Annotated in this window: 16 protein-coding genes and 1 riboswitch; of the genes, 6 read left to right on the forward strand and 10 right to left on the reverse strand. The window is 38.5% G+C overall.

Annotated elements, in window-relative coordinates; all coding sequences use genetic code 11:
* Window positions 1-147 precede the first annotated feature (147 nt).
* The 4 genes from ACHABW_RS04425 (at window position 148) to ACHABW_RS04440 (ending at window position 3,360) form a co-directional block, all read left to right on the forward strand.
* Entirely contained in the window at window positions 148-1,101 is a 954-nt protein-coding gene (locus ACHABW_RS04425) for an SDR family oxidoreductase (RefSeq protein WP_435754231.1), read from the forward strand.
* Window positions 1,102-1,120: 19 nt separating this feature from the next.
* Window positions 1,121-2,059: an SDR family oxidoreductase gene (locus ACHABW_RS04430; protein ID WP_435754232.1), complete on the forward strand. Its 939-nt coding sequence runs from the start codon at window positions 1,121-1,123 to the stop codon at window positions 2,057-2,059.
* A gap of 190 nt (window positions 2,060-2,249) precedes the next feature.
* On the forward strand, window positions 2,250-2,792 hold the full coding sequence (locus ACHABW_RS04435) for a GNAT family N-acetyltransferase (RefSeq protein ID WP_435754233.1): 543 nt from the start codon (window positions 2,250-2,252) through the stop codon (window positions 2,790-2,792).
* Window position 2,793: 1 nt separating this feature from the next.
* Window positions 2,794-3,360, forward strand: coding sequence for a nucleotidyltransferase family protein (locus ACHABW_RS04440; RefSeq protein ID WP_435754234.1), 567 nt, complete (start codon window positions 2,794-2,796; stop codon window positions 3,358-3,360).
* A 260-nt stretch (window positions 3,361-3,620) separates the two neighbouring features.
* Here the strand turns inward: ACHABW_RS04440 and ACHABW_RS04445 are convergent, their stop codons facing one another.
* The 10 genes from ACHABW_RS04445 to ACHABW_RS04490 form a co-directional block, all read right to left on the reverse strand.
* Window positions 3,621-4,604, reverse strand: coding sequence for a nucleotidyltransferase domain-containing protein (locus ACHABW_RS04445; RefSeq protein ID WP_435754235.1), 984 nt, complete (start codon window positions 4,602-4,604; stop codon window positions 3,621-3,623).
* Window positions 4,605-5,538: 934 nt separating this feature from the next.
* The gene (locus tag ACHABW_RS04450; RefSeq protein ID WP_435754236.1) at window positions 5,539-6,318 is read right to left on the reverse strand and encodes an energy-coupling factor transporter transmembrane component T family protein; all 780 of its coding nucleotides are present in this window, start codon (window positions 6,316-6,318) and stop codon (window positions 5,539-5,541) included.
* Window positions 6,302-7,912, reverse strand: a complete 1,611-nt coding sequence (locus tag ACHABW_RS04455; RefSeq protein ID WP_435754237.1) for an ABC transporter ATP-binding protein — start codon at window positions 7,910-7,912, stop codon at window positions 6,302-6,304. The genes ACHABW_RS04450 and ACHABW_RS04455 overlap by 17 nt, the downstream gene beginning before the upstream one ends.
* Window positions 7,896-8,498 (reverse strand): ECF transporter S component, encoded by a 603-nt coding sequence (locus tag ACHABW_RS04460; RefSeq protein WP_435754238.1) that lies wholly within the window; start codon window positions 8,496-8,498, stop codon window positions 7,896-7,898. The genes ACHABW_RS04455 and ACHABW_RS04460 overlap by 17 nt, the downstream gene beginning before the upstream one ends.
* A 16-nt stretch (window positions 8,499-8,514) precedes the next feature.
* Window positions 8,515-9,117 carry a YkoF family thiamine/hydroxymethylpyrimidine-binding protein gene (locus tag ACHABW_RS04465; RefSeq protein WP_435754239.1) on the reverse strand — a complete coding sequence of 201 codons (603 nt, stop codon included), beginning with the start codon at window positions 9,115-9,117 and terminating at the stop codon, window positions 8,515-8,517.
* A 134-nt stretch (window positions 9,118-9,251) separates the two neighbouring features.
* Window positions 9,252-9,357: riboswitch (TPP riboswitch) on the reverse strand.
* A gap of 162 nt (window positions 9,358-9,519) precedes the next feature.
* Window positions 9,520-10,194 carry an HAD family hydrolase gene (locus ACHABW_RS04470; RefSeq protein ID WP_435754240.1) on the reverse strand — a complete coding sequence of 225 codons (675 nt, stop codon included), beginning with the start codon at window positions 10,192-10,194 and terminating at the stop codon, window positions 9,520-9,522.
* Window positions 10,195-10,257: 63 nt separating this feature from the next.
* On the reverse strand, window positions 10,258-10,953 hold the full coding sequence (locus tag ACHABW_RS04475; protein WP_435754241.1) for a hypothetical protein: 696 nt from the start codon (window positions 10,951-10,953) through the stop codon (window positions 10,258-10,260).
* Window positions 10,953-11,699, reverse strand: a complete 747-nt coding sequence (locus tag ACHABW_RS04480) for a hypothetical protein (RefSeq protein ID WP_435754242.1) — start codon at window positions 11,697-11,699, stop codon at window positions 10,953-10,955. Before ACHABW_RS04480 ends, ACHABW_RS04475 begins: the two co-directional genes overlap by 1 nt.
* Window positions 11,683-12,576 carry an ATP-binding cassette domain-containing protein gene (locus ACHABW_RS04485; protein WP_435754243.1) on the reverse strand — a complete coding sequence of 298 codons (894 nt, stop codon included), beginning with the start codon at window positions 12,574-12,576 and terminating at the stop codon, window positions 11,683-11,685. Before ACHABW_RS04485 ends, ACHABW_RS04480 begins: the two co-directional genes overlap by 17 nt.
* The gene (locus tag ACHABW_RS04490) at window positions 12,573-12,959 is read right to left on the reverse strand and encodes a GntR family transcriptional regulator (protein ID WP_110937313.1); all 387 of its coding nucleotides are present in this window, start codon (window positions 12,957-12,959) and stop codon (window positions 12,573-12,575) included. Before ACHABW_RS04490 ends, ACHABW_RS04485 begins: the two co-directional genes overlap by 4 nt.
* A gap of 229 nt (window positions 12,960-13,188) precedes the next feature.
* Here ACHABW_RS04490 and ACHABW_RS04495 point away from each other — a divergent pair, with 229 nt between their 5' ends.
* Window positions 13,189-13,350 carry a hypothetical protein gene (locus tag ACHABW_RS04495; RefSeq protein WP_435754244.1) on the forward strand — a complete coding sequence of 54 codons (162 nt, stop codon included), beginning with the start codon at window positions 13,189-13,191 and terminating at the stop codon, window positions 13,348-13,350.
* Window positions 13,351-13,530: 180 nt separating this feature from the next.
* The gene (locus ACHABW_RS04500; protein ID WP_435754245.1) at window positions 13,531-15,003 is read left to right on the forward strand and encodes an amidase family protein; all 1,473 of its coding nucleotides are present in this window, start codon (window positions 13,531-13,533) and stop codon (window positions 15,001-15,003) included.
* Window positions 15,004-15,240: the final 237 nt, after the last annotated feature.

The raw sequence follows: 15,240 nt of genomic DNA on the forward strand, positions 1-15,240 counted from the left end.
ACCCCTGCCATTAACCTATTCAGCTTACTGTAAGAAGGTACTCATTCGTCTAATATGTCTCTGAATCAACGCTGAAATTTGCACGTCAAATGCCTACCTAGCATAGATTAAAATTAAATTGGCTCTGTCTAAACTGGGAGGTTACGCATGAAGAAAAATAAAATAAATCATTCGTCTGAACAATCACAAGCGAAAAAAGATACCTATCCGATGTACCCAAATTACGGGAAAATAACGAAATACGAAGACATACCGATCAACGTTCCTGAACAACGTCAGCTTCGTCAACCTGGTTTGGAAAAACTGATGGTTCCAGCCCCCATCATTGAGAATACAAACTATACGGGTAGTGGTAAACTGTCAGGAAAAGTCGCTCTTATTTCCGGTGGAGATAGTGGGATAGGTGCGGCTGTTGCCATCGCTTTCGCGAAAGAAGGTGCTGATGTCGCTATCGCCTATTTAGATGAGCATGAGGATGCAAACCGAACAAAAGATAGAATCGAACAACTAGGTCAACGTTGTTTGCTAATGCCTGGTGATCTTCGTGAAAAGCAGCAGTGTATCTATATTGTTGAAAAAACAATCGAAACATTTGGCTCTCTGCATATTCTTTGTAATCACGTTGGTATTCAATTTCAACAAGAAAGCCTGACAGATATTACTGATGAGCAATTTGATGACACATTTAAGGTGAATATTTACTCTCACTTTTACACTACTCGAGCGGCACTTCCCTATTTAGAACCAGCTAGTTCCATAATTAACACTGCCTCGATTGTCGCCTATGTAGGTTTTGGGCAAATGATTGATTACACCGCTACAAAAGGAGCAAATGTCGGTTTCACACGTGCGCTTGCCAACAATCTGATAGACAAAGGAATACGAGTGAACGCAGTTGCCCCCGGACGTACTTGGACGCCACTGATTCCAGCAAGCTTCTCTGCAGATGCCGTTGCAGTATTTGGCAAAGACAATCCTATGGAACGGATGGCCCAGCCATTTGAACTTGCTCCGACTTATGTATATCTTGCTTCGGATGACTCACGATTTGTTACTGGTCAAACGCTTCACGTGAACGGTGGCGAGTGGACATCTTCCTAGTTTAAGACAGGAGGTACACATGAAACGAAAAAATAAAAAAGGTCAAAAATCAACCGATTACTATCCTTTACACTCTCATTACGGGAAAATCTCCCGTTACGAAGAAATTCCCTTAAATTTTCCTGAACAAAGACAATTTCAGCAGCCTGGATTGGAAAAGTTAATGGTGCCCCCACCTATCATAGAAAATGCGCAATATAAAGGCACTGGAAAGCTAAAAAATAGAGTGGCCCTTATTTCAGGGGGAGACAGTGGTATTGGGGCAGCTGTAGCTATTGCATTCGCTAAAGAAGGTGCAGATGTCGCAATCTCCTACTTAGATGAACACGAGGATGCGAACAGAACGAAAACAAGGATCGAACAACTCGGTCAGAAGTGCCTGTTACTACCTGGAGACTTGCGTGAAAAACAACAGTGTATAAACATTGTAACTCAAACAATCGAAGTTTTCGGACACCTTGAAATCCTCTGTAATCATGTAGGCATTCAACTGCAACAATTAAACTTGCTCGATATTACAGATGAGCAATTTGATGATACCTTCAAAGTTAATGTTTATTCTCATTTTTATACCACAAGAGCAGCCCTTCCTTTTTTATCCGAAGGGTGCTCCATTATCAACACTTCTTCCGTCGTCAGTTATGCAGGCATGAAAACATTAATTGACTACACTGCTACAAAAGGAGCGAATACTGGTTTCACAAGAGCATTAGCGAGTAATTTGGTTGATCAAGGTATTAGGGTTAATGCTGTTGCGCCAGGTGCAACGTGGACACCACTTATTCCCTCCAGTTTTTCAGCCGATGAAGTAGCTATATTTGCAAGTGAAAACCCTATGGGGCGAGCAGCACAACCATTTGAACTCGCTCCCACTTACGTATATCTCGCTTCGGAGGATTCACGATTCGTTACTGGCCAAACACTTCATGTTAATGGTGGTCAATGGATGTCTTCCTAGTTTGGTAGATCACTAAACAGCCTATAAGTCCTCATGACCTATTTAAAGTCGTGAGGTTCTATTTTGTGCTATCGATAGGTAAACTGAAGTATTTATTGTTTAAATTGTTGTCGGAGAAGGATTCCTTTCATGTATATAATTATGTTAGTATTATTTTATTGACATTTTCTACTAAAAAAGGAGTGTTGTTATGTTTACATATCGGATAAACAACGAGGCTTATATGAAACTTTTAGATATGAATGATGCTTTGCCACTTTTTAATTTGATAAAACGATCAAAGAATTTACACCAGTGGTTGCCATGGGTGGAAGGAACGAAGGAAGTTACCGACACGCAACAATTTATCCGCATTGCTATGAAGCAATATGCAGATAATAACGGTTTCCAGGCCAGTATATGGTACAGAGGTCAAATTGCCGGGCTTATTGGCTTTCATCAAATCAATTGGAACAACCGGGCAACAAGTATCGGCTATTGGCTAGGAGAAGAGTTTGAAGGTTTAGGATTAATGACACAAGCCGGCAATGCAATGATACAGTATGCATTTCGTGACTTGCATTTAAACAGAATAGAAATTCGTGCAGCTGTCCAAAATTATAAAAGCCAGGCAATACCACAGCGCCTAGGCTTCACGAAAGAAGGATGTATCAGGCAGTTCGAATGGCTTCATGATCATTACTCCGATGCTTTTGTATACAGTTTGTTAGCAGAAGAATGGGCGACCAGATAATATGATGTTAAAATCCGAACATGATATTGCGCAACTTATCCAACAAGATAATGACATGATGGAAATACTAAAAGCTGTGCAACTCTTGAATTTACCTGACTGGTGGGTTTGCGCCGGTTTTGTAAGGTCTAAAATATGGGACACCTTGCACGAATTTCAAGAAAGCACTCCTCTTTCTGACATCGATGTCATCTACTTTGATGGGATGCAAACAGATGAGCACTTAGAAAAGGAATTAGAACAGGAGTTAAGACGCATCTCCCCTACCTATCCCTGGTCTGTGAAAAACCAAGCCAGAATGCATGTCATTAATGACCTCCCCCCTTATAAGTCAGCCGAAGACGGGATTGCTAAATTCCCCGAAACAGCTACTTCATTAGGTGTCCGACTGGATACACAAGGAAACGTCGTGCTTACAGCACCACATGGGATACAAGATGTGATCAATTTTATAGTTAGACCAACACCTCTTTTTAAAAGCACTAAGCATCTTGCTGCTGTTTATAATCAACGAGTAAAATCTAAAAATTGGCAGTCAAGATGGCAGAGGATTGTTACCGAAACTTGAGGAGAGAAAATCTATTCTTAAATGAAAGCTGTTTGACTTATGATTGAAAAGTTTGAAAAAGCGAAGGGGGTGGCTCCCTACAGATTAGCAGAAACGAACGTTACTTCACGAGCAGGCGGAAGCATTGCCATGGGAAAGCTTCCGCCTAGAGCAGATTAAAATACCGCTACTTATAACATAGAACATAGCTATCTATCAGGAATGAGCCAACCTTCGTTCAAAATAGTGAACAACAACAATTACTTCGGATTTTGGTCCTTTTACTTTATTTGTAAAAGTCTCCGTTGCGATAAATGTAATAATTCTCCGCTAAGACTACACAATACGAGCACCTTTTTATCAGACAAAGCCTGAAACCCTATGTCAGACATATGATCCTGCAATGACGGCGGTAATCGCCGATAGTAAGGTTCAAGGGCTAATCCATTTGAGGTCTCCATAAATAACCAAAACGCTTCTCCGTATAATTGCCACTTTAAACTAAGTGTTTCCTCTTTGTATAGTAATCGTAACGCCTTTTGACCGCACAATCTATCTTGAATTGGTGATAAGCCAAATTCAAACGAATGTCCTTTCACTCGTAAGTACTTTCGAAATTCTGTCATTTTTTCGGGGAACTCGGCTGCGTTAACTTCGCTATTAAAAGGTACTGCTGATTCAAACTCTTGATAATGTCCACATAATTGATGAATATGAGGAATGACTCGGTCATTAGAAACAGAATGCTTTTGAAAGAATAAATATAACAAGGCCGCTTCCGACCAAGCTCCCATCGCAGCACATGTCGCAGAAAAATTCCGCTTCTCTTTCAGACAGGATTTCGCAAACATTGTCCGTGATGTCACAATGTCCGTTACCTGATCCAATTGTTTTTGCCTGCCCTCCTCAGAGAATAAATAATCTTTCACCCAAGTTTGTATATTTTTTAATTGATTATTAGTATCTATAATAACTATACTCTCCACTAAAAACCGATAATCCCACGGGCTCTCCATAACCATCCTTTTTGTTGGCAACTTGTTTAAAGGTTTTTTGTCTATTTGAAGTATTTCATCCCTATATTCAATATTCTTCGATCCAATAAAACCTCTATCTTTTGAATAAAGTGTTATATCCACATCACTAAATTCATCCGCTTCACCTCTAGCCACCGATCCACTTACAAAAGCGTGACTTATATTACAATTACTGTCGTAAATATAATTTTTAGCAATATCCATCAGTTCCAAGCTTCTCTTATTCACGTTATCCCCCGGAAATTTAGACGTCTCTATATATAGTCTTTTCTATATAATACGACATAATTCCTTGTAGAATTTTCGTAAATTTTGCTATATTTTGCAAATAGGTCATTAGATGTCATATCTATTGAACTACACATTATCCAACACCTGATATACAAATAAAGGTGCTTTTACACCTAAAGAAAGCTCTCTAACCACTCTTATTCTGCAATATGTAATAACAATTTTTAGAATTCACTTTAAATATATAAGTTAATGCAAAAAAGTAATATCCTAACTAATTGCACTATCATTCTTTATAAAGTCTATGATACATAAGTAAATTTCAATTTGTACGAATCCTTTCGCACAAATTTTCATTGCCTATTAATAAATGGTGTTTTAACTAGTAAACTTCTGAAACTAAATGGATATTACACGCTCGAATATACAGGAATAAATCCTAGCAATACTGCCTTTAATCTAGATCCCCCCCTAAGAAAACAGTCCCATTAGACATCTAAGAACATGTTCCTGAACGAAAAATCATTCTATTTACCCATTTTTTGGACATCCTTTGAAAATAGCAGTAGATTACTTCAATCAAAACTAGTCTAATCTCACTAATCTGTGAAAAAATAACATCCATTGTGACAAATTAACATAATTTTATCAACTTATAATGCAGTTTGTGAACTACCGCCCACCACTTCTCTCAAAATTTGAAGTGGGGCTTCTCGGAAAATAGTCGCTTTTACTAGCCAACCAATTAATCGAGCTACCCCCGCTGTGCCAGCGGTAGCGGTCAAAATAACAAAAATGCTACTTTCGTTTCGGTGAGTAGCCTTTTCCCTTGATTATGTTTTTGCAGCGTTATCATCTAGGTCTGAGCCATTCATCTCCCACCTAAAATTCTACCGGATATTTGAGGAAGGAGAACTCTAGCTTAAATCTGTTAAAATTGTCTCCCAAAAATATTAAGATATCCTAACTGATAAGATGCGAATATTACTATGAAAAAGATGCCTACAATACTGACAAAAAAAGCCCAATCTTTTTTCCCTACCGTCATAAGGTGATAATATGTGCGATCTGTCGAACCTGTGAATCCTTTTGACTCCATCGCGATCGCTACTCGTTCTGCTTTACGAATCGCATTGGCCATTAAGGGAATCGAATAGCGACGAAACTGCTGAATTCGTCCCTTTACCCCTTGTGCTCTTCCTATTCCTCTTATTCGATGCGCGTGACGAAGTACTTCGAACTCATGCTTGAACGTAGGCAGGAACCTATACCCTGCCAAAATACCATAGGTTAGCTTAGGGGGGAGTTTAAATTGTTGCATTAAACTAAGCATAAACTTCGTGGAATCTGTCGTTAAGATAAACAAAAGGGATAGTGAAACAAAACATAAAGATCGGAGTGCCAGACTTACCCCTACCATCACTCCACCAGTGGTAACTTCAAACCACCAAAATTCAAATAAAACCCTCCCCCCTGAAAAGGAATTGCTCGTATAAAGCATCGTCATCCAGGCGAACCCTAATGATAAGAATACAAATGGAGCAAAAATTAGCAGCCATTTTTTGATCGAAATTTGGCTAAAAAGAAAGGTGAACGCAACAATAAAAATCAAATAAGCAAGCGGTGTGAATATATCGAAACTAAATCCAAGAAGAACTCCGGGAATGAGGATAGCTACAACTTTAACGCTTGGGTTAATGGACGACATCATAGACATCACCAGCCTTTAGAGCCCTAATTCGAAAAGGAAGTCTGAGATGAGCTTTTCTAACCAAAGATTCATTCTCCCAAAATGATTGTGTGTGTCCCTGATAAGCGATTTCTCCTTGGTCTAATACAAAGACCTTTTCACAATAGTTATCCACCAAATCCATATCATGCGTGACGAAAACAATCGTCGTTCCCTTATTCTTCAAATCTAGGATAATTTTCATAAGTTCCTCGGTTGTCTGGGCGTCCTGACCAAAGGTAGGTTCATCAAAAAGTAATAGTTTCGGTGTTTCATCCAACATCGTTGCAACACTAAGACGCCGTTTCTGCCCCCCACTTAGAGAAAAAGGATTACTCCATTGGTTTTGTTCTAATTGGAAATGATGAAGGAGTTCCTTTATTTTAGCTTCCATTTCTTTCATCGGAATGTTGTTTAACTTCATACCAAAGGCTAGCTCATCGTAAACCGTATCAGTAATAAATTGGTGTTCCGGATTTTGAAAAACAAAGCCCATTTCTTGGCGAAGTTGTTGTTCATTCCACTCCTTTAAAGGCCTCTTAAGAAAATCAACACTCCCCTCCATGGTTGAAAGAATTCCAGCCATCAGTTGAAGTAGTGTAGATTTACCAGCGCCATTCTCTCCAACGATCGCCACAAATTCTCCCGTACCAAGTGAGAGACTAATATCTTTTAATATCATTTTTTTCTTTTTTTCGAATGTGACTCCTTTCAAAGAAATAACCTCTTCAGACGGTCCAAAAATCTGGGGGGACTTTCCCCACAGATTTTTGGAGGCCACTTTTGGTAAATAAATTCCTTCATTCTCTAGTTCACGTTTTTGTTTCTTGAAGACAATCTCCGGCCTATCGTCGGCGATTAGCTTTCCTTCTTTACTTATTGCAAGGACGTGTTGCGTTAACGGAAGCCAATCATCTAATTGGTGTTCAATTATTAGAACAGCCATTCCTCTTTCTTTATGCAATTTATTTACAAGATTAATAAATTCCAAGCTAGATAATGGATCTAGGTTCGCTGTTGGCTCATCTAGTATGAGAAGCTCTGGTTTGAGAAGGAGAACGGACGCGAGAGCAACTTTTTGTTTTTGTCCTCCCGATAACTCGTGAATAGACCTTTCCTTGAATCCTTCTAAACCTACTGACTCCAGAACATTATCCATCCTCCTAACCATATCTTCCCGTGGAACGCGAATGTTTTCCATCGTAAAAGCTAATTCATTTTCAACAGTAATCATGCAAAATTGACTCTCAGGATCTTGAAAAACGATCCCAATTTTTTGATTCAGCTCTCCTTGTTCAAATCCCTGAACCTTTTTTCCTTTATAATAGATTTCTCCATCCGCATACCCTTCCACAGCTTCTGGAAATAAACCATTTAAACATAGAGCTACAGTACTCTTACCTGAACCGCTTGCACCCATAAGCAGCGTAACTTCCCCTTCTTTTAATGAGAAAGTAATCTGATCTATTAACGATCTTTCTTTGATTCTCTCATAATCGAACGAAAGCTTTTCTACATGAATAAGAGGATGACTATTTTCACGCAAACCATCTAGGTAGTTAAGCTGATTTTTCACGTTTTTCCTGCCACTCCTTTCCTAATGCATATCCGCGAAGAACTCCCGTTTGAGCTAACTGATCACTAATCCATTTTCCTAATAGACCCGCTAACAATCCACCACTAATGATACGGACTGCCAAGGTGGCAACGATAAGTTCTGGGGTTAACGCCGCTAAACCAGATTGGAACCAGCCCCAAGCATAACTAAAAATAGCTGCCGACATCCCTGCTAAAATAAGCACAGAAAGTGAAAAGTTTCGGTACCTGGTTGCAGCAAAAACCACTTCTGCTCCCAATCCTTGAATCGCCGCAGATATGATTAGCTGTGGACCTGCTGGACTTCCTATGAGTACTTGGACCGTTCCAGCTATTAGTTCCGACCAGAAAGCCGCCCCAGGTTTTCGAATCACATATGCTGCAATGATTGAAACGATGAACCATATACCAAAGATAATTTCATAGCCAAATGGTGCCAGACCAAACGGCGTAAGAAAATTACGTAAGCCTTGCCCGAAAAAATAAAACATGAGATAAATAACTGCGAACACAACACCGAAGATTGACATTAAGACGATTTCTTTTAACTTCCATTGCTTCAACATGTTTGGTTGCTCCCTCCTATTTATCTTTCTTAGATGGACTGTTTGCTGAAATAACCGCCGTCATTGTCACATGACTTTGGTCCTTCGATTTTGAAGTATTCACAAATACTTCTTCTAATGTTTTGAAAACAGCATTCGCATCTCCATCAAGTCGAGAGGCATAGTGAACGCCTTTCGTAAACGTGCCTTGTTCTTGAGCTACAGCACACTGTTCAGCGATGATTTGCATATAGTCCGGGTTGTTCATCGGATAAAGCGCAAATTGAGAAGCTGCCTCCACACGTTCTTTATTTGATCCACTCTCATTTAAGCGGACATCATCCTCTGACATATAGGTGTCCGCGTCAGAGTCTCCTGGACATCCAATAGAGAAAGTCCCATTAAAGACCACATGTACCCCTGTCTTTGCTGCATAGATAAAAATCGCTTTAGCCACGTCAAATACATGTTCACTCCGTCCTCGAATACACGTGCTCACATCATCTGTAGACTGCCATACCTTGGACGTATCCACTTCCTCTAATGCTCCTTTTATTACTTCCACAAAATTATCCGTCATTGGATACACCGAAAACCGGCACCCAACTATACGACTTGTTCCACAACTTAACCCTTCCATGTTGCATCCTCCTCTTACATCATTTTTTCAATATGTCTACCAATAACAGGGAGGGAGTCCCAAAATATAAAAAACTGCACCTCCCATAAGGAAGATGCAGTGAAGTTTCATGCAGAATAATAAAACAGGCTACATGTTGCTTACCTGCACTTCCCCACGCTAGTATTACCTAGTTCGGGTTCAAAGGGTTAACAGGAATTTCACCTGAATCTCAGCTTTATAGCGCCCCTAGTGCGAATCGGTTATCATATTGTTGCCTTTATTGTAAGTGAAGGATGGCTGTTTGTAAACCGTCCCGTCATACAACAACATGTCTTTCCAACCTATTTTTACTGTTAGAACTAGCTTAAATAGGATGTTCAAAAAGGTAAAAAAGACTACCTTTTTGAACAAACTCTTATATCAAAAAACCGGCCACTGATTTTTTTCGGCAATTTGCTTCATAGTAGAGTTAGGATTGACCACTACTGGTTTATTGACAAACTCCAGTAAAGGAAGATCGCTCTCACTATCTGCATACGCCCATAAATTATCGCCGTCTGAACGAGAAGTCTCATCATGAGACATCTTCTCTCCAATCCAGTCAACAATTTTTCTTACCTTCTCTTGACCGTTTACAATCGTACCTATTTCTCCCGTACAATAACCTTGATCATCAAATAAGATCTCTGTACTTATCACTGGCACATCTAATTGTAACTCTCTAATAAAAGCTTCAAGAAACGGGGTTAGCGCTCCAGACAATATGATCACTTGATCTCCTTTTGACTGATGCTCACGTATTGTATGCACTAAATCTTGATGGACTTCGTCTGATCCCGCTAGAACGAGGTGGTTGAAAAACTCATCTAATTCCTGTTTTGTTTTCCCTTTAAACGACTTGGCAAAAGCTTTAAAAAAAGTGTGTCTGAACACCTGCTTCCCTTTCCATACACCAAGGCCTACAGCTTTCACCATTCCCCCACTGACTAACAACCACTCTTTCCTTGTAAACTCTTTTTTAGCTACTAAAAACATCGCCTTAAATGAGTTACCTTGATAAAGTGTTCCGTCAAAATCCACTGTTACAATCGCCATCTAAACACCTGCCTCTTTAGCAAGTTTAATAGAGTTGTCCCAAAATGTAAATATATAACAAAACTATTCCACTTTAATAATATCAACATTAGTATCATCACCTATTTCTAAACCTTCAGGCACCTTGAGATAAAGGATTTGTCCCCCCATCGATGATGATGAACTGCGGCCCATCATCTTCGATTCTCCATAGAATTGACTCATAGGAAATCCCATCTCGAACTCTCCGTGATTAATCGTAACCGACAGAGGTTCATAAATATTAAGCGAGTTATTTTTCAGTTCAACTCTAATTGGACTTACTTCATTAGAAAAATCCCACTCATCTACAATTAATCTAGGATAAAAAAAAGTAGCTTCTATCATTTCTGTATACTCTGACGTTTCCTCCAGATAAACAGCAACGTAGAACTCCTCAGCTTTCTGCTCAATATTCAAAACATCATTCTCGTAGTCAAATGCCCATAACTCCGTTTTATTTTTATCTACTAACTCTTCGATCTCCCCTTTTAAAAGAGCATCTTCAATATAGATATCTTGTTCATACACTACATCGCCCTTAGCAATTTCACCTTTCAAAGATTCTGTTTCGATTGGAAGCAAAAAAGCAACTGGTACTGAAAGTACTAAAATACTTAAATAACCTAAGAACAACCACTTCAGACCTTTAGAGTTACTTCTTATTATCTTATTATCGATTCCTTTTTTCATAAAATACACTATCAGTCCAATAATAACTAAAATAATGAGCATCCCCATTAGCGAATCACCTCCATCTTATTCGTAAGGAGAATCGTGCTTAAATAGATCATCAATATCGAGACTATCATTTTTAAAGTAAATAATACGAATGATGATTCCATCATGAAAAAATTAATTATCGAAATTATCATACCTTGCTCACCTGAATTGATCATCAATCCACCTAAAAATACAACCAGAATGATTACTTGCAGAGCTTTGTTAGATTGAATTAGCATCCCAAATAAATAACCTAGTACACTAAAGACTAGTAAATAGAGAAAAGCTGCAGCAAATCCAATTATAAATTCATGAGCTTGGGCTGACATTAGAAAATCCTCAGTTATGTGTCCCTCATCTTGATAGATAAAAATAATTACTCTGATTAGAAATGGAGACAGAGAGGCCGTTAACGAGCCAAGAAAGCTCATTGTCAGCAGAAATAATCCATTTGCTAAATGACTGGTTAGCCGATTTGTTACAAACATAAAATCAGCATGTCTATACCCTTTTGTAGTTAATAAGAACGCTGTAATAAATCCCCACAACATAGTTAGAACAAAAACACTGGATGCGGAATAGTAATTAATTTTCACTTCAAAAATATCAAAACCCACACTCATCTCACCACTATTAAATGCTAAGATAATAGAGATAATCTGTAGAAAAATTAACGTGGTAAATACACCTGAATATGAGTTTAGTTTAAATAAATATAATTTTTTAATCGTATCATCCATGTTAATTTTAGCTAAAGACATCATCAATACCTCCTTTTGACGAGCTTGTTAAATAAACGCAAACCTCACTTGGTGAAACATTGGAAATCTCAATTCCATTTCTTTTTATTCGTTGAATCGTTTCATCTGAATACGTATTTCGGGAGACAATATACATTTGATCCGGGCCAAGAGATTTCCGATACAAAATATAATGATCTTTCGTCCACGTTTTAACTTGATCACCATTCCCTTTGAAGGCTATAGCATAGTTTTTTAAATCTTCAATAGGCATGTGTAAATGAGTCTCACCGTCCTTAATCAGCATGACGTCTTCTAGCAGATCTTCCATTTCATTTAAATGGTGACTCGAGAGCAGGATTGTTCTCGGATGCGCGAGGTAGTCTTTTAACAGAGCTCGGTAAAAATCCTTTCGTACCGCTTCATCCATTCCAGTCGTCGGCTCATCAAACACAGTTAATGGACAACGGGAAGCTAAACCAATTATCATATTGAATGTACTCTTTTTACCTTTCGACAACGTATTATGACTTTGGTTTTCATTAAATGAAAAATATTCAAATAAACGCTGAGCTAACGATGCATCCCATTTTTCATAAAATCTTCCCGCTTCTATTAATATTCCGTTTAAATTCAAGGAAGGCATACTCATCTTGTCATCGACTAAGATAGAATTTGCGGAAACCAAAAGGCTATTAAATGGTTTTTCTGAAAATACCTTTACCTCTCCTGAAGTTGCTTGAATCAAGCCGGATATAATATTTAATATCGTTGTTTTACCGGCACCATTTCTTCCAATCAAGCCCGTTATTTTATTTTCCTCAATAGAGAATGTCGCATTATTTAACGCTTTTGTACGTCCAAACTTTTTCGATACATCCTGAAAATGGACCACTGTCATTTTTCTTCACCCTTCCCTTCAAGGTTTGCCTGTCTAATCATTTCAAGAAGTTCTTTTTCATCCACATCTAAATATTTCGCTTCCAAAACTAATTCTTGAACTAACCTCTTCAACGTCTGTTCCTTACGTTTATTAATGATATTTTTTTTCGCATCTATCGAGACAAACATCCCTAATCCTCGCTTTTTATAAATGACGTTTTCATCCATTAATATCATCAGTCCCTTGCCGGCAGTGGCTGGATTAATATTAAACATTTCTGCCAATTGATATTGGGAATTGACCTTATCATCCTTCTTGAAGTTTCCATTTAAGATTTCCGTCTCAATCCATTCAGCAATTTGTACGTAAATTGGTTTCGTGCCCTCTGTATTTAAAAACAAGACCACCCCTCCTTCCACGAGACATAGTGCATTAGTGTTGTAATGCACTATGATCATATCCTATTATTGGAATTAAAGTAAATAGTATTCTCACTAATTTTTTAAGTTTCAATTAATGCTAATGACAATTATTCGGATTGTTTAAGTGAACCATTTATTCATGAGTTTACTTATGATTCATACATAAATTTGGATTTTTCATAAACACTATGTAGTGGAGGTGAGTGTGATGAATAATCATGAGAAACGCAACGAACAGCATAACAAAAAAAATCGTAGTACTGATAAAAATATTTACTTAGATAAACGGAATGGACAAACTGAGTTTGCGGCAGAAAATGATGCTCAACAAATCAAAAAGTCGAAGAAAAGTAAAAAACGTGATCGTTAATTTCTAAAAACGATAGCAGCTGTCTTGAAAGGAATTATTTTCACTCCTTCATAGACAGCTTTTTATTTTGACAGATTTAGCTTTCGCTTTCCCTTACAATACATAACTTCAAATAGATGAAAGCTCAGGGAAAGAGAGCTATAATTAACAAAGACTAATAACAAAAGGAGATTCTTACTTATGCTAAATGAACGCTTACAGAAGTTTTACGAAGAACAATTAGAGGAATTGACGATAGACGACATTCGGATCGCTTTTAAAAAAGAGTTAATTACCATAAAAGAGTTGATCATGCTGTACCTCAAACGAATAGCAGAGTTTGATAAAGGAGAGAACGGCGTTAATGCTATTTTAGAAATAAATCCGGAGGCAATCCAACTGGCAGAAGCGTTGGACATGGAAAGGAAAGAATCAGGTTTTCGCAGCTCATTACATGGCATTCCTGTATTAATAAAGGACAACCTTGCAACAGCCGATAAATTGCATACGAGTGCTGGTTCTTTAGCCTTAGCCGAAAGCTATGCAATGAAGGATTCGTTTCTTGTGAAACAACTTCGCGAAGCTGGGGCGATCATTATTGGTAAGGCGAATATGACCGAGTGGGCAAACTTCATGACAGAGAATATGAAAAATGGCTATAGTTCCCGTGGGGGGCAGGTCTTAAATCCTTATGGACCAGGTATTGATTGCGGGGGATCAAGCTCAGGATCAGCAGCTGGTATTGCAGCGAATCTTGCTATGGTTGCCATCGGCACAGAGACATCGGGTTCCATTCTGAGTCCAGCCAGTCAAAACTCCGTTGTTGGGGTGAAACCGACAGTTGGTCTTTTAAGCCGATCAGGTATCATTCCGATATCTATTACACAAGATACTGCGGGTCCAATTACACGAACGGTGAAGGATGCTGCGCTCTTATTAAATGCACTCGTTGCTCAAGACCCATCTGATCCAGTCACAAAAACAAATCATGAACTCACTGAATTTAATTTCACCTCCAGTCTGGAAAAAGACACCTTACAAGGTTCGCGGATTGGAATTGCCCGGGAAGGTATTTTTGAAAATATATCAGAGGAAGAACAGCTTATAATGGAAGAAGCTATTCAGAAGTTGAAAGACCTTGGAGCAGAAGTGATCGATTCCGTCGTTGTAAAGACAATGGATGCACCTTGGTCGATGGATGTCATGCTTTTTGAATTCAAAACAGCATTAAATAGCTATCTGCATGAGTATGCATCAACTACTTCACCAAAAACGTTAGCAGATATTATCCAGTTCAATCGGCTTGAACCTTCCACTCGATTAAAGTATGGACAAACAATCCTTGAAAAATCTGAGCTATCGAGTGGTACGTTAACAGAACCTGCTTATTTACATGCATTAACCTTTGACTATACAAATTCAAAAGAAAAAGGTATCGATCTAACATTAGCTGAAAATAACCTGGATGCGATCGTTTATCCTAACAATCTTGGTGCCGCGATTCCTGCTAAAGCTGGCTATCCATCAATAACAGTTCCTGCCGGCTATACGTCTGAAGGTCATCCAGTTGGAATTACATTCACCAGCAAAGCCTATTCTGAACCAATGCTATTAAAACTTGCTTACGCATATGAACAAGCAACGATGAAGAGAAAAGCTCCAAAGTTAGAATAATTGCATTGCAGTCTTAAAATACTTCGGGTCTTTTTTTCTATTTTTTGCTTTATAATCATCGAAGGTTGTTTGGAAGGATTACCGCTCGCTTTCCGTGGATGATCAAGCGAGCCTCCTAGAGCGGATTCGAGTGCTCTCAGTTAAAAGAAAACAACCATCTCTAAAAAGACTGTTCTACCAAATCATTATTCTTAACTGATTTGATAGAAACAGTCTTCATTTTTAAAAATATAGTCA

Origin of the sequence: Salipaludibacillus sp. CF4.18, assembly GCF_051262595.1 — a bacterium.
Lineage (GTDB): Bacteria > Bacillota > Bacilli > Bacillales > Salisediminibacteriaceae > Salipaludibacillus > Salipaludibacillus neizhouensis.